Here is a 19,352-nt window from a genome sequence, read left to right as displayed (position 1 = left end):
GTATTACCCCTAAACAAAAGTTGGCCATAGTGGCCTAACATCTACTTTTGAACCCTGTTACAAATGGGGGGATTACCCCACAAATGACTATAGCTCCTCTTACCTTACCAATGAGACTGAGGTTATTAAGTTGGCAAAAGCTCGAAAGAACAGGGCCAAGAAAGGTAAAATTGTCCACGTTGAGTGCTTGGTTTTGTTGGTATAGAAGCTCATATTTTCCAAGTACCCCAACACCTTTTCTAGCCGGTCATTTTTTTGCTACACCCACATTTGCGAAGGGCTAGAAATATTATAATCATAATATGGATAGATGTAATGAAAATTCCAAATAATCACCTTTCCAATAAAAGTAATTATGCTGATGCACATATAGTATTAGTAAGCTTGGAAATACATTTGAAAACAGGGTTGAAACTGTGAGGATTGCTTATCTATCTAGTTCAATAATTCCATCCCGTGCAGCTAATTCTGTGCATGTAATGAAGATGTGTAATGCTTTTTCAGCTAATCGGCATGAAGTTACCCTTTATGCGCCGAATCGAAAGCAGGAGCAAGAAGAAGGCGTTTCAGATGTTTATGAGTTTTACGGTGTTGATAGTACATTTCATATTAAAAAAATGCCTTACCCGCAAGTTAGGTTTGTACGAAGTTTCATTTATGCATTCGCCTGTTTGTGTAGTTTGTTTTTTTCTAAGCAGAATTTAATTTATGGCCGAGATTTTTTAAGCTGTTTCTTGTCTTCCTTTTTCTTTGCGACTATTTACGAGGCGCATTCACCATTAAGTGGCATAAAGCTCAACCTATTAAAATTTATGCTACGCAGAAAAAAGTTTAAACGGTTAGTGGTTATTTCAGAAGCGTTAAAAAATATTTTTATAAAAGATGGTGCTATTGCTAAATATCAAGAGAAAATTTTTGTTGCTCATGACGGGGCAGATGAGGTGGTAAACGCTGAAAATAAAAAGGGGCTTCAAGGGAGATTTGATGTATTGCAGATTGGATATGTAGGTCATCTATATAAGGGCAGGGGTATAGATGTTATTTTAGATAGTGCAGAAAAAATCAGTGACGCTAACTTTCATATAGTTGGAGGAGTTGAAAGTGATATTTCATACTGGAAAAGGGAATTAAATAGCAGAAATATCGAAAATGTCTATTTCTATGGTTTTGTTAGCCCTGCAGAAGCAAGCTCTATATGTAGTTTAATTGATATCTTTCTAGCGCCATATGCTAGTGTTGTAAGTGTTTACGGTGGAAAGGGTGATACTAGTAAATTTATGTCACCATTGAAAATATTCGAATATATGTCGCATGGTAAAGCAATAATCTGCTCAGATTTGCCTGTATTGCGCGAAGTGTTAAATGAAAGAAATGCAATTTTAGTTAATTCAGTCGATGTAAACGAATGGGTTGATGCAATTAATAAACTTGCAGATGAGGAATTAAGAAATCAGCTTGGTCAACAAGCTTTATATGATTTCTTAACTGCCTATACTTGGAAAATGCGAGCTCAGAATTTAATCAACTTTTGATTTCCACGAAAAATCAATTTAATATTGCCAATTAGTTTTATTATGTCTTTTATATGCCTATTGCTAACATCAATAACGCTAACAAAAATAAATTTTCGTATACTATTTTATAAATCACAAAAGTAGAGTTGGTTATGAAAATCGCTCACATTATAACTGGTCTTAATAATGGCGGTGCCGAAGCTGTGTTATATCGCCTGTGCACCAACGATATAAGCGTTACGCATACAGTTATTTCTTTAATGGGTATGGGTAAGTATGGGCCTTTATTGCAAGAAACTGGTGTAGAGGTGCATTGCTTAAACATGCCTGCTGGCAGAATAACTTTTTCTGGACTATATAGCCTCTATAAGCTGTTAAAAAAATCAAAGCCAAATGCAGTACAAACTTGGATGTATCACGCAGATTTAATTGGTGGCGTGATAGCACGCTTAGCTGGTGTCAAAAATATATTTTGGAATATTCGCCACTCAGTCCTTGAAAAAGGTAAATCGAAGCGTAACACTATCCTTATAGCTAAGTTTTGTTCTTGGATCAGTCCTTTTATACCAAAGCAGATTATTTGTTGCGCTAATAAAGCCTTAGCAGTGCATGCAAAAAACGGCTATCAACGCAATAAAATGGTTGTGATTGCTAATGGTTATGAGCTGGATAAGTTCACCCCTAATAGCCAGCTTGCGCTTGATACCAGAAATGAATTACTGCTAAACGAAAATGTTGTTTTGCTCGGTATGGTGGGTAGGTACGACCCGCTAAAAGATCACACCAACCTTCTGGCAGCCTTGTCTCAACTCAAACATCAATTTGATTTTAAATGCCTTTTAGTGGGTAAAGACTTAAGTACGACGAATAACGAATTGATAAGCGAAATTGAAAAGCAAGGGTTGCAGTCACATATCGTCTTGCTTGAGCAGCGTAACGATATTCCAGCCATTATGAATGCGTTAGATCTGCATATTTTAAGTTCTTCCAGTGAAGCGTTTCCAAACGTTATTGCCGAGGCTATGGCGTGTGGAACACCTTGTGTAAGCACTGATGTCGGTGATGCAGCTTTAATTGTTGGTGAAGCAGGCTGGGTTGTGCCAGCGCAGGATAGTCGTCAGTTAGCTTCAGCTATTACACAGGCACTTACGCTAAAACAAGACTCTTTAAAGTGGTTAGAACTGCAAAACCAAGCACGTAATAGAATTTTAGAACATTTCAGTATCGAAACCATGATTAATAAATATCATGACGTTTGGAATAGTTAAACAGAAGGAACACCTATGAAAGCACTCTCAGAAATAAAACTAGCCGTAATCGGTCTTGGCTACGTAGGCCTTCCTCTTGCTGTAGAGTTTGGTAAACAGCGTTCAGTTGTTGGCTTTGATATTAACCAACCTCGTATTGCAGCGCTGCAAGCCGGTCATGACAGTACCTTAGAAGTGAGTGACGAGGTGCTAGCTCAAGCAGCACTACTTAGCTACACCTCGAATCTAGACGATTTAAAAAACTGTAATGTTTTTATTGTTACTGTGCCAACGCCTATCGATGAGTTTAAACGCCCAGATTTAACGCCTTTGATTAAAGCCTCAGAAACTATTGGCAAGGTGTTAAAAAAAGGCGATATCGTTATTTACGAGTCGACTGTGTATCCCGGCGCAACAGAAGAAGACTGTGTCCCCGTACTTGAGCGGGTATCGGGTTTGGTCTTTAACCAAGATTTTTATGCGGGCTACAGCCCAGAGCGTATTAATCCTGGTGATAAAGAACACCGTGTGACCAATATCAAAAAAGTCACGGCAGGTTCAACGCCAGAAATTGCCGATATTGTCGATGCGCTGTACAACGAGATCATCACTGTAGGTACGCATAAGGCCAAAAGCATTCGAGTGGCTGAAGCGGCTAAGGTGATTGAAAATACGCAGCGTGATGTGAACATTGCTTTAATTAATGAGCTTGCGCTGATTTTTAATAAGATGGGTATTGATACTGAAGCCGTTTTGGAAGCTGCCGGTACCAAGTGGAACTTCTTGCCGTTCCGTCCAGGTTTAGTAGGTGGGCACTGTATTGGTGTTGATCCTTACTACCTCACGCATAAAGCGCAATCGATTGGCTATCACCCAGAGATCATTCTTGCTGGTCGTCGTATTAACGACAGCATGGGGCAGTACGTGGTCTCGCAGTTGGTTAAAGCTATGATGAAAAAGCGTATTCAAGTGCAAGGCGCGCGTGTGTTGGTGATGGGCTTAGCCTTTAAAGAAAACTGCCCCGACCTTCGCAATACTCGCATTGTAGATATTGTGACTGAGTTAAAAGATTACGGTGTGCAAGCAGATGTGTTTGACCCATGGGTTGCTGTAGAAGAAGCTCAGCGCGAATACGCAATCACACCAATCAGTCAGCCTGAAGCTGCGACCTATGATGCGATTATTTTAGCGGTTGGTCATCAGCAATTTAAAGAGATGGGCGCTGCCGAGATTCGCGCGTTGGGTAAGTCAGAGCATATTTTATATGACTTGAAGTACTTGCTGCCTGCTGAAGAAAGTGATTTGCGTTTATAACGCCCAACAAGGAGGCCCACTGGTTGGGTTGAGTACATGACTGTTTACGACACATTATTAAAACGTCTGACCCGCGAGCCTAAAACTTGGCTTGTTACCGGTGTGGCTGGTTTTATTGGATCGAATTTGCTTGAGCACTTATTAAAGCTCAACCAGGCCGTGATTGGCCTTGATAACTTTGCGACTGGGCATCAATACAATCTTGATGAAGTTCAAGGCTTGGTCACGCCGGAGCAGTGGGCAGGCTTTACGTTTATTGAAGGTGACATCCGTAATTTAGAGGATTGTCAAAAAGCCTGTCTGGGTGTGGATTATGTGCTGCATCAGGCGGCGTTAGGTTCGGTTCCGCGCTCGATTGCTGACCCGATCACCACTAATGCAGCCAACATTACTGGCTTTGTGAATATGCTTGTTGCTGCACGTGATGCACAGGTCAAAAGCTTTACTTATGCAGCCAGCAGTTCGACTTATGGTGATCACCCTGCGTTACCCAAGGTGGAAGAAAACATTGGCAAGCCCTTATCACCTTATGCGGTGACTAAGTATGTGAATGAACTGTATGCCGATGTTTTCGCGAAAACCTATGGCTTTAACTGCATTGGTTTGCGCTATTTTAATGTTTTTGGAAAGCGCCAGGACCCTAACGGTGCCTACGCTGCAGTGATTCCAAAGTGGACGGCAGCAATGATTCAAGGCGAAGAGCTGTTTATCAATGGCGATGGCGAAACCAGCCGTGATTTTTGTTTTATTGAAAATACAGTGCAAATGAATTTGCTGGCTGCCAATGCGCCTGATGAGGCGAAGAACGAAGTCTATAACGTGGCAGTGGGTGATCGCACTACGCTGAACGATTTGTTCGATGCCTTGCAGTCGGCACTTGCTGAGAACGGTAGGCCATATGTGCGTAAGCCAGTGTACCGTGATTTCCGAGTGGGCGATGTACGCCATTCGCAAGCAGATATTAGTAAGGCTGCGAGTAAACTTGGCTATGCGCCTGAGTACCGAATTATGGATGGAATTGCCAAGGCCATGCCTTGGTATATCAGTCACGTATAATAAGTGGGACTGTAAATACTGAGAGCGATAGACGCATATCATGAAGAAAACCTTTGCATTTGTTATAAATAATCCTGCTTATTTTATATCGCATAGATTAGCTATTGGTTTATCGCTATTAGAGCAAGGTCATGAAGTTTATGTGATTGGTCCAGGTTGCTGTCCGCAAGGCTTGCAAGAGCAGGGTTTTATCTTTCAATCCGTCTCAATGTCGCGCAAAGGTAAAAATCCTTTTTCTGAACTGAATACCATATTTGAGCTGTACAAGCTTTTTAAGCGGATAAAACCTGATGTAGTGCACCTCGTGACAATCAAACCGTACTTATACGGTGGGATTGCTGCGCGCTTGGCTGGTGTACCTGCTGTTGTCTCTGCTGTGGCCGGCTTGGGTACGTTATTTAACGAAAATACGTTTAAGTATCGGTTTTTACGTGCTGCTTTATATCCACTTTACCGCTTTGCGTTTGGTCATAAAAATCAAAAGCTAATTTTTCAAAACGATGATGATCGTACTTTGTTGCTGGATTGGTTAAAAATCAGTAATGAAAAACCAGTTTTGATTCGTGGCTCAGGTGTGTCTTTGCAAGACTATCCTGTGGTACCTGAGCAAGCTAATCATGAGCCTATTGTCGCTTTAGCGTCGCGCTTGCTGAAAGACAAGGGTGTAGCTGAGTTTGTGGAAGCATGTAACATTCTGCAGCAGCGCGGTGTTAAAGCTCGCTACTGGCTTATAGGATCGCCAGACGCAGGCAACTCTAATACGGCTCTTCGCATTTAAGGGTGTAGCTGATTTCTAAACCCTCCTGACTTCAGCAAGCACCTAGCTATGTAATTGGTTAAATTTCTAAAGCCTAGGGCCGTACCTCGTAAGTGCTCAAGCCGCCCGTTGATAGCTTCTGTTGGACCGTTGCTGGTTCCTGGCCGGTCGAAGTAAGCAAGGATGCTCTGAGCGTATATTTTCAGCGTTTTCCCCAAGCCTTTCACCTCGATGAGCGCTTTGGGCAAGTCGCTGGCTGTAATGATATTTATGACCTCTTGCATGAGTTTTTTACCACGCCCTCGATCCGGCTCGTTGTAGGCGCTGACCACCCGTTGGTACATGTTCCAGGTGCAATCCACTTCGAGGTGGTGCTCATCTGCAAACAGCTGGAACAGTTGCTTTTTGTTGGCGTCAGACAGGTAGCTGATCCGAGTCAGTAGCGTTCGACGGCTTCTATAGAGCGGGTCGTTTTTACGCCCTCTGCGGCCCAGGATGTCGTGTTGCACACGTCGGCGGCATTCATCCAGCATGTTGCTTGCCCAGCGCACGACATGGAAAGGATCCAGCACGGTTTGGGCTTGAGGCAGGGCTTCTTGCGCCGCAGATTTAAACCCCGTGAAGCCGTCCATGGCAATGCTTTCAATCTGGTCACGCCACAGCTTGGGACGACTCTTCAGCCAATGTTTAAAGGCTTGTTTGGAGCGGCCTTCCAGCACATCGAGCAAGCGGGCCGGCCCGGTTTTGTTACGCACGGGCGTAAGGTCAACCACGATGGTGACGTACTTGTCACCACGGCGTGTATGTCGCCAAACATGCTCATCCACGCCCAGCACGGTCACACCGTCAAAACGTGTCGAGTCATTAAAAAGCAGGCGCCGTCCTTCGTTGATAATGGCGTTATTGGCGGTGTGCCAGGCAACGTCAAGATGACTCGCAACACGGGAGACCGACAAGTCATCCAGCACGATGGCTGCCAATCCCCAACGTATCGCCCCATGGGAAAGCTTTGAGCGTGGCGGCGCGGCACTGCTGGTGTCTTCGTGCCAGAAACAGCCACAAGCACAACGCCAGCGACGAATACGCAGCAGCAATGTAGTTGGCCGTTGCCCGTAAGGTGTGTGAGCAAGATGCCTCTCGACCGTGCCGCGTGAAACGCCAGCAGCCCCGCACTTGGGGCACGGCTCGGGTGCTTTGGTGAAACGGCATTCGATGACGGCGCGTTCTGCACAAAGATGTTGTCCAGTGGCAGTCAGGCCGAGGATATTTAGTTGGCAAAAGCTGGAAAGATCAGGGCTAGAAAAGGTAAGATTGTTCACGTCGGGGGCTTAGTTTTTGTTGGTGTGGGAACTTACATTTTCTAAGATCCCCGACTCCTTTTCCAGCCGGTCAAATTTTTTCTACACCCTCAAATGCGAAGGGCCATTTTAACGGCTGGTGATAAGCACTTTTTCCGCTATGTGAACAAGGTTAAGGAAGATACGGGTATCAGTCTTAACCTGTGGGGGGTTAATCCGTTAGAGGTTACTCATTTTAAGACCGGATTCTTGGGTATTGAGCCGGATTTTGAACGGCAAAGAGTATATGCCAGCGGAAAAATGGGGCAGTTGCGTTATCAAGGTAAGCGTCTGCAACAGATGCTGAAAAGTCCGGGTTATTTTAATAGTTCGTTGTGGGACACCTGGAGCGGTGAGTACTTTCGCAGTGCTGCGAAAAAATCAGACTATTTCCATGTGTTTGATTATTGGCAGTGGTCTGAAAAAGAAATTAATAGCTTGCTTGCCGACTACGACTGGGAGCTGGCAACTGATACACCAACAACCTGGCGTATTGGTGATGGCACCGCCGGGATTTATAACTACATTTACTATACGTTGGCCGGCTTTACCGAACATGACACCTTCCGCAGCAACCAGGTGCGTGAAGGTGAGCTGACCCGTGAGCAGGCGTTGCAGTTGGTCGAAGTGGAAAATGCTCCTTGCCATGACAACTTGCGCTGGTACTTGGCTTCGACAGGTTTTGATTTTGTTGACACCATTAAGCGGATCAATGCGATGCCGCGCTTGCATGAGAAGCTTTATTAATGCCTAAAACCATCTGGTATGTGACCAAGTACTTTTCTCCAGCGACCAAGACTACGCCGGGTGGACGAGCTTGGTTTTTGTTGAAAGAGCTGGCGCAGGCCGGTCATTCGGTGGTGGTTATAACCTCCGATTCGAATAATTTGGTTGAGGTGCCGCGCCTTACGCAAGCAGTCACCACGGAACAGAAAAGTGGTATGCAGCTGGTCTGGTTGAAAACAATGAAGTATGGAGTAGCAAAGTCATTTCTTCGTATATTGAGCTGGTTTCATTTTGAGTGGAACCTATGGCGATTGAATAAAAAGCAGTTGCCCAAGCCAGATGCCATTGTCGTGTCTAGCCTGTCGCTGTTGACGGTGCTTAATGGTTTGTGGCTTAAACGCAAATACAAGTGCAGGCTGATATTTGAAGTGCGTGATATCTGGCCATTAACCATTACGGAGGAAGGGGGAGCCTCTAAAAATAATCCGTTTGTACTTTTTCTGGCCTGGATTGAGCGTTTGGGTTGTGAAAAGTCTGATGCCATTATTGGTACCATGCCCAATCTTGTGCGCATGTGCGTGCGGTGTCGCGCAGTACTGCTCCGGTGTATTGCATACCCATGGGAGTAGCACCCGAGCAGGTGCAGAGCCATCAACCGCTTGAGCCTGGCTATATAGAGCGCTACCTCTCCAGTCCCGCAATGAAAGTTATACACGCAGGCACGATCGGCATTACCAATGCGCTAGAGGTGTTTTTTGCCGCTGCCGAGCGCTTACAGGACAACACGAGTATTCAGTTTGTACTAGTGGGCGAAGGTGCTTTGAAACAACAGTTTATTGAGCAGTACGGACAGCTCCCTAACGTGGTTTTCGCACCTAAAGTCAATCGGCATCAGGTTCCTGCTGTGCTTGAGCATGCTGATGTAGTGTATTTTTCAGCGTTTCCTTCCAAAGATTGGTACTATGGTCAGTCTTTGAATAAGTTGATTGATTACATGCTTTCGGGCACCCCTGTTGTAGCGTCTTACTCCGGCTATCCTTCCATGATCAACGAAGCAAGCTGTGGCTATTTTGTACCTGCGGGTGATGCAGAAAAATTGGCTGAGCGGCTGCTACAAATTGCACAAATGCCCGTTGAGCAGCGTGCAGAAATGGGGCAAAAGGGTAAGGAATGGTTACTGGAGAACCGTGCTTACGCCGTGCTTGCGGAATATTTTGCAGAGGCGGTATTTGGTGCTTAAAATTAACAGAAAATATTTTGCTTTAGTGGTTTCATTATTGTTGCTTATTGCTGCTATGGCTGGGTTTGATGGACTGGATGACGTTTCGGCTAATTTAGCGTTGTTCAGACCAGGTACGTTACTGACTGTGGCAGGATTATTTTTGGGGACTGTTTTACTCTCATTTGTGCGCATATGGATCATTTTTCGGGATTTTGGCCACGACATTGCTTTTTATCCGGTAGCGAAAGCCTGCATGGCAGGTAATATAGGTGCGTTATTTTTTATTCCAGTGTTTGGTCAGATTGCTGGGCGGCAGATATATCTGGAGCAACTGGGTGTGACTGCCATTGAAAACTCGGCTGCTTCCGGCTACGAACGTGTTCTTGCCGGGGGCGTAAGTGCTGTGTTTGCCATATCGGGATTTATTTATATCTACGATTTTCAGCTGGCAGAGAATACGGCTATCACCGACTTGGTTATGTTTTTAGTGGCGCCTTTGATCGCGCTGGTGGTTTTTGTCAAGTGGATAATGAACGAACAAGAAAAGCAGGTGCTACGTACCTTATTAAGCTGGGGGGCTATTTTTCGGTTATTTAGGGTTACCCTGATTGTGACGGCCGGAATGATTTTGATGATGCTCTGCTTTGCTCAGATGTTTTCGAGCATTTTACCCGGTGCAGATCCTTGGCAGCTTGTGTCGATCGCCTTTATCGTTTCGTTTTTAGCATCGTTACCGATAAGCTTTGGTGGCTGGGGACTGCGTGAGCTTAGTTCAATGTTTTTTGTGGCTTATCTGGGGGGCAGTGCAGAAGCAGGTTTTGTCGCTTCATTATTTATTGGCCTGATTTCTATAGGGATAGTCTTGTTGTTTTATCCGATATTGCTACTTGGTAAAGGTAGGTGATTATGAACATTGCGATCACAAAGGAAAGGCAATTAGTCTGGGCGATTGCTCTGTTTGTATTTTTCTTGGCGGTTGTGCAGTTTCATGTTGATGCGTTAGGCTTTGCTATCAATGTAAATATTGCTGATTTTTTTGTTTTACTTGCCTTGTCTGCGATATTGCTTACCTATATCAGTGAGCGGCGAGTGATTGTGTGGAAAATTGCCCGATTCAATCGGTATATTCTTTTGACTGCTTTAGCGCTTTTGTCAAGTTGGCTTATTGCTGCTTTGTCTGGATTGTCTCTAACCTGGGGGACTTCCAAGCTGGTAGGCTGGATGGTTATCTTGGGCTATTTGTATACTTCTGCATTGTTGGTCAATCAATTAGGTTTTTTTAGCTTTTTTCGATTTTTCAATTTACTGTTAGTGTTTTTTCTTTGCGTGCTTGTTGTCAGTGTTGCTTTGTTTTTCTTGGAAATAATCAAAGGGGCTGGAACCGGCACGGTCTATCTCAGTTACTTGAAGGGATTGTCTGGCAATCGAAATGCTCTGGCATTTCAAATTTTGTCTGTGTTGTCACTGTTGCTGGCATTTCAGCCGTTGTATGAAAGAAAAATTATATTTGGGCGTTGGTTTCTATTGCTTGCCACTACCATTCTGACTTGCACAATGTTTTTGACTTCGTCGAGAAGCGGCATTGCAAGCATGTTGCTTTTATACTTTTTCGCCCTGATCATGCGTATAAGCCACTGGCGATTGCTCGTCAGTAGCTTGGTTTTAGCAGGAGTGATAAATCTTTTTATTATATATTGGCCAGAAATTCATTTTTGGTTTTTTACTGTGTATTCTGGACAGGAACAAATAATCAGTCAGGTTAAAATGGCAATATCTTCTGATGAAAGCGATTTGTTACGCGGCCTACTGATTAAGAATACTTTTCTAATGTGGCTTGAACATCCGTTCTTCGGTGCAGGACTCGGCGCATTTTATACTAGCAGTGAAGCAGTATACGGTGTGCCCATTGTGCAGCATAACAGCTTGTTGTGGGTGCTATCTGAAATGGGCTTGTTAGGTTTTATTTTATTTGCCGTTTTCTTTGTCTCGCTGATTTGGTTTGTGTTTTTTACCGGACGGCGTTGTATGCGTAAGAATGCAGTCTTCCTCCTGCTGTTGTCGCTCGGCGCGATGGCAATGTTTCATGAGATGTTATATCAGCGTTTGTTTTGGCTGTTTTTGGGCGGAATGGTTGCTACAGGATTACCAGATAGTTTCACTAAAAACTTGGGGAATGAGCCGCGCGGGGTAGCTGAAGAAACATGAAAAGTATTGCCTTAGTTACCTCACATGCGCCTTCTTTGGTTGCGTTTCGTGGGGTATTGATTACAGACCTGGTTACGAAAGGCATCCAAGTGTGGGCACTGGCACCCAATTATGACCAAGAAACTCGTGAAGCGGTCATACAGTTGGGCGCAGAACCTGTGGATTGCTCTATTAGTCGTACAGGTATGAATCCTGTGCGTGATGCACTTGATACAATGCGGCTGATTTTCCTGTTGCGCCGGCTTAAGCCAGATGTGGTACTGAATTACTTTGTCAAACCTGTGGTGTTTGGTAGCTTGGCTGCTTTTATTGCTAGAGTGCCATATCGAGTGGCCATGATTGAGGGGCTTGGTTTTGTATTTACTGAGACAGGGCGGCCACTGTCTTATCAGCGCAAACTGTTAAAGGCTGTGGTGTTGCGGTTATATAAAATCGGTTTGCGTTGTGCGCACAAGGTTATATTTCTCAATCCAGACGATCGTGCCGAGTTGGTGGGCGCTGGAGTTGTACCGCATAGTAAAACATGGTTGCTGGGCGGGATTGGTGTTGACTTGCAACGATGGCGCCCTTTGCCACATGTGATTGCTCCGGTCACCTTTTTGCTGGTTGCCAGATTGCTGCGCGAAAAAGGAATAGAGCAATTTGCAGCAGCTGCACGGCAGATCAAGCTTCAGCATCCGCAGGTTCGATTTATTTTACTGGGTGGGCTGGATGACAATCCTGGTGCTTTATCGGAACGAGACGTGCAAGCCTGGGTGGATGAAGGAGTTCTGGAGTGGCATGGCCATACGGCTGTAGCACCTGTCATGGCGCAAGCGAGCGTGTTTGTATTGCCTTCATGGCGCGAGGGTATGCCGGTCAGCACTCAGGAGGCGATGGCTTCGGCGCGCGCAGTGATTACTACTGATGTTCCGGGTTGTAGGCAGACAGTTGTTGATGGCCTGAACGGGTTTGTGGTACCCCCTCCCTGCTATGATTTGCGCGGAAACTATCAATGTAACTCTATGGCTTTAGCAGCCGCCATGTTACGTTTTGTTGAGCAGCCGGAGTTGATTGAGCCCATGGGCATGGCCAGTCTGGAAATGGCACGCAAGCATTATGATGTACGTGAGGCTAATAAGCGCTTGATGGCTGTACTATTTGATAAGGATGTAAAACAGTGAAGCGATTGTTTGATATTTTGGTATCAGCTGCTGCGTTACTGCTGCTGTTACCCGTTATTCTTGTTATCGCTTGGAAAATCAGTCGTAAACTCGGCTCGCCTGTGTTGTTTCGCCAGATGCGCCCTGGCTTGCATGGCAAACCTTTTGAGATGATCAAGTTTCGCACCATGCGTGATGCTGTTGATTCCAATGGTAATCCGCTGCCTGATGTCGAACGTATGACACCCTTTGGCAATTTTTTACGCTCAACTAGTCTTGATGAGTTGCCTGAGCTGTGGAACGTGCTTAAAGGCGAGATGAGCTTGGTTGGCCCACGGCCTTTGCTAATGGAGTATTTGCCGTTGTATGACGAGGAGCAGGCTCGTCGTCATGAGGTGCGTCCAGGAGTGACAGGTTGGGCACAGATTAACGGCCGTAACGCCATCAGCTGGGAAGACAAGTTCAAGCTGGATGTGTGGTATGTGGATAATCGCTCGCTGTGGCTGGATATCAAAATTCTGTGGTTGACGGTAAAAAAAGTATTGAAACGTGATGGCATCAGCGCTGAAGGTGAAGCGACCATGAGCAAATTTACCGGGAATGATCATTGAAACAGTTGGCTATTCTTGGGGCCAGTGGCCACGGTAAGGTAGTTGCCGAGTTGGCTGAGCTGCTGGGTTATCATTGTGTGTTTTTTGATGATGCCTGGCCGGAGCTGACAAGCAATGGACACTGGCCTGTTGTGGGTAAAACAGCCAACATGCTGGAGCGCCAGCTTGAATTTTCTGGGGCTGCTGTAGCGATTGGCAATAATCGTATTCGTCAGAACAAGTTGATACAACTGCACGAAGCGGGCTTCGATTTGCCAGCCCTGATTCATCCGCAGGCGGTGGTCAGCCGCTATGCAACATTAGGTAAAGGTACCGTTGTGTTTGCGGGGGCGGTATTGAATGCGGATGCCCGACTTGATAGCGGAGTGATTTTGAATACGGGTTGTACCGTTGATCACGACTGCCAGTTGGCTGACGCTGTGCATATTAGCCCTGGTGCCAACCTTGCCGGAGCCGTAAAAGTTGGTGAGCGTAGCTGGCTGGGTATAGGCTGTTCTGTCCGGCAGCTGATATCCATAGGTGAAGATGTGGTAGTGGGAGCCGGCGCTGTAGTCGTTAATGATGTGCCAGCTGGCCAAACAGTGGTGGGTGTACCGGCGCGCTGTAAATAATTAAATTTTGGATTTTATATGTTAAATACTGCATTTTCTCCCTGGCCCTCATTCACTGAAGAAGAAGCCAACGCTGCCCGTGATGTGATTTTGTCCAATAAGGTTAACTATTGGACCGGGCAGGAATGCCGCGAGTTTGAGAAAGAGTTTGCTGCTTGGGCTGGCACAGGTCATGCGGTGGCACTGGCCAATGGTACGTTGGCACTGGATTTGGCGCTAATCGCTTTAGGTATCGGAGCGGGTGATGAAGTGATTGTTGCTTCACGTACTTTTCTGGCTTCGGCTTCCAGCATTGTCAATGCTGGAGCAGTGCCTGTTTTTGCTGATGTTGACCCTGATTCACAAAATATTACGGCTGAAACGATTGCCAATGTGCTGACACTGAAAACCCGCGCGATCATTTGTGTACATCTGGCAGGTTGGCCTTGCGATATGGACCCCATTATGGAACTCGCCAGCAAGCATAATTTGCTGGTCATCGAGGATTGTGCCCAGGCGCATGGTGCGCTCTACAAAGGGCAACCTGTGGGCAGTATTGGTCATGTGGGTGCCTGGTCGTTTTGCCAGGACAAGATTATGACCACGGGTGGTGAGGGTGGCATGGTTACCACCAATGATGAAGTCTTGTGGCGAAAAATGTGGTCGTACAAGGATCATGGTAAAAGCTATGAAGCGGTGTATGAGCGTGAGCATGCACCGGGTTTCCGCTGGTTGCATGAAAGTTTCGGTACCAACTGGCGCATGACAGAAGTGCAGGGTGCCATTGGGCGTATTCAGCTTAAACGTATGAAGCAGTGGCAAGAGCAACGCTTGAACCATGCGCAGCGCATCTGGCGGGCCGCAGCAGAGTGCCCAGCTTTGCGCGTACCGGAAGTGCCGACTGATGTATTGCATGCAGCTTATAAGTGTTATGTATTTGTGCGACCTGAGCTGTTGGCTGATGGCTGGAGTCGTGACCGGATCATGGCTGAAATCAACGAGCGGGGTGTGCCTTGCTATAGCGGCTCATGCTCTGAAATTTATCTGGAAAAGGCGTTTGATGACACTGGATGGCGGCCAGAGCAATCGTTGCCTGTAGCGCGCGAACTGGGTGAGACCAGTTTGATGTTTTTGGTGCACCCGACGTTAACGGATGCCGAGATGGATAAAACCTGTGCTGTTATCAAGCAGGTGATGCAGGCAGCTCAATCAGCCTAAGAATATGCTCTTTCATTGTAAGCGGCTTCAGTCGCGGTCTGCGCAAGTGGTTTCCCGGCGGCGAAGGACGCTACACCGCTCGCGGCTAAAGCCGTTTCTATACAAAGCAGTGTCTTGCGCAAGAGTTGTATGTTGCACGACACCCTGTGTGAAGGGGCTTGCCCCTGAGAACTATGGTCAACCACTGTCGGGGGCAAGCCCCCTTACACAAAAGCACGCGCCTGCCGCGGTGTTTGTGTAATGCACGATGCCCTGTGTGATTCAGCCAGGTTGTTAGCCAAGGCCACCAAAAGGCTTGCACTTGAACAGAGTATCTACAGGGTTCAGGTAGCATGGTGTGTGATTTCTGATATGAGTGTTCTATAGTGCGTGATTTTTTGTTGAATTTGCCACGTCGTTATAAGCGTATTCTGCAAGTTGTTGTAGACGTCTTGCTGATCTGGCTGTGCCTGTGGCTGGCGTTTGTCATGCGGCTTGGTTTTGACAAGGCCTGGGTCGCAGTCAATGAGCATGAATGGCTGTTTGTTGTCGCGCCGCTGGTCACCATTCCGGTTAGCATTCGTTTTGGTATGTACCGTGCGGTTATGCGCTATCTGGGGCGTGAAGCATTGGTTGAGATTGCCAAGGCAGTGACCATGGCAGCACTGGCACTGGCTTTGTTGGTGTACTGGATGCAATCGCCTGGCAAACCACAAATTCCACGTTCGTTTGTCATGCTCTACTGGATCAATAGCCTGCTCGCCATTGGTGGCCTGCGTTTGCTGATGCGCCAGTATTTTACTGGCGACTGGATGAGTGCCGGTCAGCAGCTTGTGCCGTTCTTGCAAACCAAGCGACAGTTGCCGCGTGTTGCTATCTACGGAGCAGGCTCGGCAGGTAATCAGCTGGTACGCGCGTTACGTATGGGCAAAGCCATGGAGCCGGTGGCCTTTATTGATGATGATGACAACATCGCTACGCGCACCATTGCTGGGCTTAAAGTGTATAAACCCAAGCATATCGAGGAGATGTTGCGGGTTACGGGTGCGACTCAGGTGTTGTTGGCGGTTCCTTCAGCCAGTCGTGCGCGGCGGCGTGAAATTTTAGCTCAGCTGGAGTCCTATCCGGTGCATGTGCGTACGGTGCCGGGTTTTATGGATTTGGCTAGTGGGCGGGTGAAGGTGAATGATCTACAGGAAGTGGATATTGCCGATCTGCTGGGGCGTGATGTGGTTACGCCTAATCAAGCATTGTTCGAGCGCTGTATTAAAGAGCGGGTGGTGATGGTCACCGGCGCGGGCGGCTCTATCGGCGCTGAGTTGTGTCGCCAAATTTTAGCCAGTGGCGCCACCACGCTGATTTTGTATGAACACAGTGAGTTTAACCTCTATAGCATTCAGCAAGAACTTGAACGGCGCATTAAGCATGAGGCGTTGCGTGTGCAGCTAGTGCCTGTGTTGGGCTCGATTCGCAACAAAAAACATCTATTGGAAGTGATGCTCGCTTGGCAAGTGGATACGGTTTATCACGCGGCGGCTTATAAGCACGTGCCTATCGTTGAGCAAAATATTGTTGCGGGTATTCGTAATAATGTGATGGGTACACTGTATACGGCGCAGGCTGCAATTCGAGCGAACGTGCAGAATTTTGTGCTGATTTCCACTGATAAAGCGGTTCGCCCGACTAATGTGATGGGCGCGACTAAGCGTTTGGCTGAGATGGTGTTGCAGGCGTTGAGTCAGGAACAGCAGGTACAGATGTGTGATGCGGATGATTGCCAGAGTTATGCCAACAACACGCGCTTTACGATGGTGCGTTTTGGCAATGTCCTCGGCTCATCGGGCTCGGTGATTCCGCTGTTTCGCGAGCAGATTAAGCGTGGCGGTCCGGTCACAGTGACCCATCCAAAGATGACGCGTTATTTTATGACCATTCCAGAAGCCTCGCAGTTGGTGATTCAGGCGGGATCGTTGGGGCAGGGCGGTGATGTTTTTGTCTTGGATATGGGTGAGCCGGTCACTATTTTGGATATGGCGGAGAAGATGATTCGCTTAACAGGTTTAACAGTACGCTCCGAAACTGAGCCGAATGGCGAGATTGCGATTGAGTTTACTGGCCTGCGCCCCGGTGAAAAGCTCTATGAAGAATTGCTGATTGGCGATAACGTCTCGCCGACAGAGCACGAGATGATCATGCGCGCCAATGAAGAACTGCTGCCTTGGGCCGAACTCAGTGACGTGCTCCAGCATTTAATAGCTCTAGCCGAACAAGGCGACTGCACCGCCATCCGCCAACTCCTACGCGACACAGTCAACGGCTACACCCCCCAATGCGAAATTGTTGACTTGGTGTATAACCAGAATAAATAGCTTCCGTTAGAACGCAGTTTTGTGCAATGAGATTAGCCACTGACTGCTGGAGCGCAACTCTTGCGCGAATGGGATTAACCAGCAGCGCAGAGTTTAGCGTCAGGCACAATCCAATGTGGGACCTGACTTGTCAGGGAATCAAAAATTAAGCCATGGCAGTGAATTGTAATCTGTGCACGCCCTCAGCTCAGTGCATTCCACCGTTCCCCGACAAGTCGGGTCCCACAAAAGCCTGCCTGTTGGTGTTTGCATTAAGTTGGTTTTTGTGCGGACTGAAAGCACTGTCGCGCATAAGATGCGCTCCTACAGTCAAGCGGTTGATGCACCGCCGGTCTGGGGTTGGCACAGCTCTTGTGGGAGCGCAACTCTTGCGCGATTTTTGGTTTATAGCGTCTTGTTTTATGTGCCGCGGACATAAAGCCTATTTGGTCGTTGTTATTTTGATGCATTAATCGGATAATTTACGATTATCTATCCAAAAAAGAGACCGAGATGCTAGAGCTTCGTTTATCTTCCTTCGGTGGTGTGCCTTTTTCGCATGGTGCGTTATTGCCTTTGCTGTCAGATTACGCCCGTCCGAATGACAAGATTTCTGAGTGGCTGGCCTCGGGCACACTCATTTCCTTAAAGCGTGGTTTGTATGTTGTGGGCGCACCTTGGCGCCAAGAAGCCTTGTGCATGCCTTTGCTTGCTAATCGATTATACGGTCCATCTTGTGTTTCCTTGGAGTATGCGCTGGCGTGGCATGGTCTGATTCCTGAACGAGTGGTTGAAGTAACCTCGGTGTGCACGGGGCGTGGGCGGGAATTTGAAAATGCCCTAGGTCGCTTTTCTTATACTAAAATTCCACAACAGCTTTTTCCGCTAGGCATAACAATTGAGGCAGTCGGAAACCAGCATTTTTGGTTGGCAAACCCAACTAAGGCGGTGTGTGACACAGTTTTACTCACGCGGCATTTACGCGCCTTTGGCAAAGCATCGATGCAGGATTTTTTGCTTGAAGATTTACGCATGGATGAAGAAATCTTACGTGATTTTGACGAGTCGGTATTAGAGGGTTATGCGTCCTCAGGCTATAAACCGCGTCAGTTTAAAGCGTTACGACAGGTTTTGGAGGGGTTGCTGTGAGTGTTGTTGAGCAGATGCTGCAAAAATATCCTTTGACCGATGGCGACAACATCAACGACGCCTTACGCGAAGTGATGCAAGAGATAGCCTTGGCTAGCTTAGTGCGGGCAGGTTTTTTTGATAAAGCGGCTTTTTATGGCGGCACTTGCTTACGAATTTTTTACGACTTGCCTAGATTTTCTGAAGATTTGGATTTTTCGTTAGTGCAATCACAAGAAGACTTTTCTTTTGAGCCCTACTTTGATGCGCTGGTGTCCGAGTTTAATGCGTTAGGATTTGAGGTGGAGATTTCGGCACGTAAGAAGTCGGCTGAAACTGCTGTGGTGTCAGCATTTTTAAAGAAAAATACCAGCATTTATGATGTGCAGGTACGCGGGCAGAAGGTATTAAAAATTAAGTTTGAGGTAGATACCGAGCCACCACTTGGGTTTAAAACGGAAGAAAAACTGTTGTTGAATCCTTATTCTGTGTATGTGAAGTGTTTTAGCCTACCTGATTTGTATGCCGGTAAAATGCATGCCTTGCTTTTTAGGCAGTGGAAAAACCGTGTTAAAGGGCGTGATTGGTTTGATTTTGAATGGTATGTGCGCCGTGGCGCTGAGTTGAATTTAGCGCATTTAGAAGTGCGTGCACGGCAGAGTGGTGACCTAGGTAGTGAGCCTTTAACTCCAGATTTGTTTAGTGCTTGGTTAACCCAGCGGATTGAGCAGCTAGATGTCGAGTCGGCCAAGAGTGATGTGCGACGTTTTATTGCAGATACACAAGTGCTAGATATTTGGTCACGTGATTACTTTATGCAACTGGCAAAGCGGGTTAGGTTTACATAAGTGGCCCCTTTGCGCAGTTGGTTTTTGGGTTGGCACAGCTCTTGTGGGAGCGCAACTCTTGCGCGAATGGATTAACCAGAGACGCTGAAGTTGGCTGAAGGTTTCATCGC

At 46.7% G+C, this 19,352-nt stretch carries 18 protein-coding genes; 17 read left to right on the top strand and 1 reads right to left on the bottom strand.

Annotated features, from left to right (window positions below):
* Nucleotides 1-416: 416 nt before the first annotated feature.
* The 5 genes from QEZ41_RS09460 to QEZ41_RS09440 all read left to right on the top strand — a co-directional run bounded on the left by QEZ41_RS09460 (nt 417) and on the right by QEZ41_RS09440 (nt 5,909).
* Nucleotides 417-1,532 carry a glycosyltransferase family 4 protein gene (locus tag QEZ41_RS09460; RefSeq protein WP_289411220.1) on the top strand — a complete coding sequence of 372 codons (1,116 nt, stop codon included), beginning with the start codon at nt 417-419 and terminating at the stop codon, nt 1,530-1,532.
* A 134-nt stretch (nt 1,533-1,666) separates the two neighbouring features.
* A complete protein-coding gene (locus tag QEZ41_RS09455) occupies nt 1,667-2,782 on the top strand; it encodes a glycosyltransferase family 4 protein (protein ID WP_289411219.1) in 1,116 nt (371 codons plus the stop codon).
* Between the two features lie 15 nt (nt 2,783-2,797).
* Nucleotides 2,798-4,075, top strand: a complete 1,278-nt coding sequence (gene tviB, locus QEZ41_RS09450; protein WP_289411218.1) for a Vi polysaccharide biosynthesis UDP-N-acetylglucosamine C-6 dehydrogenase TviB — start codon at nt 2,798-2,800, stop codon at nt 4,073-4,075.
* Nucleotides 4,076-4,111: 36 nt separating this feature from the next.
* Nucleotides 4,112-5,131 carry an NAD-dependent epimerase/dehydratase family protein gene (locus QEZ41_RS09445; RefSeq protein WP_289411216.1) on the top strand — a complete coding sequence of 340 codons (1,020 nt, stop codon included), beginning with the start codon at nt 4,112-4,114 and terminating at the stop codon, nt 5,129-5,131.
* A gap of 40 nt (nt 5,132-5,171) precedes the next feature.
* Nucleotides 5,172-5,909: a glycosyltransferase gene (locus QEZ41_RS09440; protein ID WP_289411214.1), complete on the top strand. Its 738-nt coding sequence runs from the start codon at nt 5,172-5,174 to the stop codon at nt 5,907-5,909.
* Here QEZ41_RS09440 and QEZ41_RS09435 read toward each other — a convergent pair.
* Nucleotides 5,906-7,207 carry an ISL3 family transposase gene (locus QEZ41_RS09435; protein ID WP_289411212.1) on the bottom strand — a complete coding sequence of 434 codons (1,302 nt, stop codon included), beginning with the start codon at nt 7,205-7,207 and terminating at the stop codon, nt 5,906-5,908. The two genes, QEZ41_RS09440 and QEZ41_RS09435, sit on opposite strands and share 4 nt — an antisense overlap.
* A 93-nt stretch (nt 7,208-7,300) precedes the next feature.
* On the opposite strand from QEZ41_RS09435, the gene QEZ41_RS09430 reads away from it, so the two are divergent.
* The 12 genes from QEZ41_RS09430 (at nt 7,301) to QEZ41_RS09375 (ending at nt 19,242) form a co-directional block, all read left to right on the top strand.
* On the top strand, nt 7,301-7,972 hold the full coding sequence (locus QEZ41_RS09430) for a hypothetical protein (protein ID WP_289411211.1): 672 nt from the start codon (nt 7,301-7,303) through the stop codon (nt 7,970-7,972).
* Entirely contained in the window at nt 7,972-8,580 is a 609-nt protein-coding gene (locus QEZ41_RS09425; protein WP_289411210.1) for a glycosyltransferase, read from the top strand. The genes QEZ41_RS09430 and QEZ41_RS09425 overlap by 1 nt, the downstream gene beginning before the upstream one ends.
* Nucleotides 8,571-9,191: a glycosyltransferase gene (locus QEZ41_RS09420; RefSeq protein ID WP_289411209.1), complete on the top strand. Its 621-nt coding sequence runs from the start codon at nt 8,571-8,573 to the stop codon at nt 9,189-9,191. The genes QEZ41_RS09425 and QEZ41_RS09420 overlap by 10 nt, the downstream gene beginning before the upstream one ends.
* Nucleotides 9,184-10,077: a lysylphosphatidylglycerol synthase domain-containing protein gene (locus QEZ41_RS09415; protein ID WP_289411208.1), complete on the top strand. Its 894-nt coding sequence runs from the start codon at nt 9,184-9,186 to the stop codon at nt 10,075-10,077. Before QEZ41_RS09420 ends, QEZ41_RS09415 begins: the two co-directional genes overlap by 8 nt.
* Before the next feature lie 2 nt (nt 10,078-10,079).
* The gene (locus tag QEZ41_RS09410; protein WP_289411206.1) at nt 10,080-11,378 is read left to right on the top strand and encodes an O-antigen ligase family protein; all 1,299 of its coding nucleotides are present in this window, start codon (nt 10,080-10,082) and stop codon (nt 11,376-11,378) included.
* Nucleotides 11,375-12,541 (top strand): glycosyltransferase family 4 protein, encoded by a 1,167-nt coding sequence (locus tag QEZ41_RS09405; RefSeq protein WP_289411205.1) that lies wholly within the window; start codon nt 11,375-11,377, stop codon nt 12,539-12,541. The genes QEZ41_RS09410 and QEZ41_RS09405 overlap by 4 nt, the downstream gene beginning before the upstream one ends.
* Nucleotides 12,538-13,131 (top strand): sugar transferase, encoded by a 594-nt coding sequence (locus QEZ41_RS09400; RefSeq protein WP_289411204.1) that lies wholly within the window; start codon nt 12,538-12,540, stop codon nt 13,129-13,131. The genes QEZ41_RS09405 and QEZ41_RS09400 overlap by 4 nt, the downstream gene beginning before the upstream one ends.
* A complete protein-coding gene (locus QEZ41_RS09395) occupies nt 13,128-13,742 on the top strand; it encodes an acetyltransferase (RefSeq protein ID WP_289411202.1) in 615 nt (204 codons plus the stop codon). Before QEZ41_RS09400 ends, QEZ41_RS09395 begins: the two co-directional genes overlap by 4 nt.
* 18 nt (nt 13,743-13,760) lie before the next feature.
* Nucleotides 13,761-14,939 carry a DegT/DnrJ/EryC1/StrS family aminotransferase gene (locus QEZ41_RS09390; protein WP_289411201.1) on the top strand — a complete coding sequence of 393 codons (1,179 nt, stop codon included), beginning with the start codon at nt 13,761-13,763 and terminating at the stop codon, nt 14,937-14,939.
* 365 nt (nt 14,940-15,304) lie between these two features.
* The gene (locus tag QEZ41_RS09385) at nt 15,305-17,287 is read left to right on the top strand and encodes a polysaccharide biosynthesis protein (RefSeq protein ID WP_289411198.1); all 1,983 of its coding nucleotides are present in this window, start codon (nt 15,305-15,307) and stop codon (nt 17,285-17,287) included.
* A gap of 492 nt (nt 17,288-17,779) precedes the next feature.
* Entirely contained in the window at nt 17,780-18,415 is a 636-nt protein-coding gene (locus QEZ41_RS09380) for a type IV toxin-antitoxin system AbiEi family antitoxin domain-containing protein (RefSeq protein ID WP_289411197.1), read from the top strand.
* A complete protein-coding gene (locus QEZ41_RS09375; protein WP_289411195.1) occupies nt 18,412-19,242 on the top strand; it encodes a nucleotidyl transferase AbiEii/AbiGii toxin family protein in 831 nt (276 codons plus the stop codon). Before QEZ41_RS09380 ends, QEZ41_RS09375 begins: the two co-directional genes overlap by 4 nt.
* Nucleotides 19,243-19,352 lie beyond the last annotated feature (110 nt).

This window comes from Thiopseudomonas acetoxidans, from assembly GCF_030362935.1.
GTDB lineage: Bacteria > Pseudomonadota > Gammaproteobacteria > Pseudomonadales > Pseudomonadaceae > Thiopseudomonas > Thiopseudomonas acetoxidans.
The sequence above is the reverse complement of the archived record's forward strand: the minus strand, read 5'-3'. Positions and strand labels throughout refer to the sequence as shown.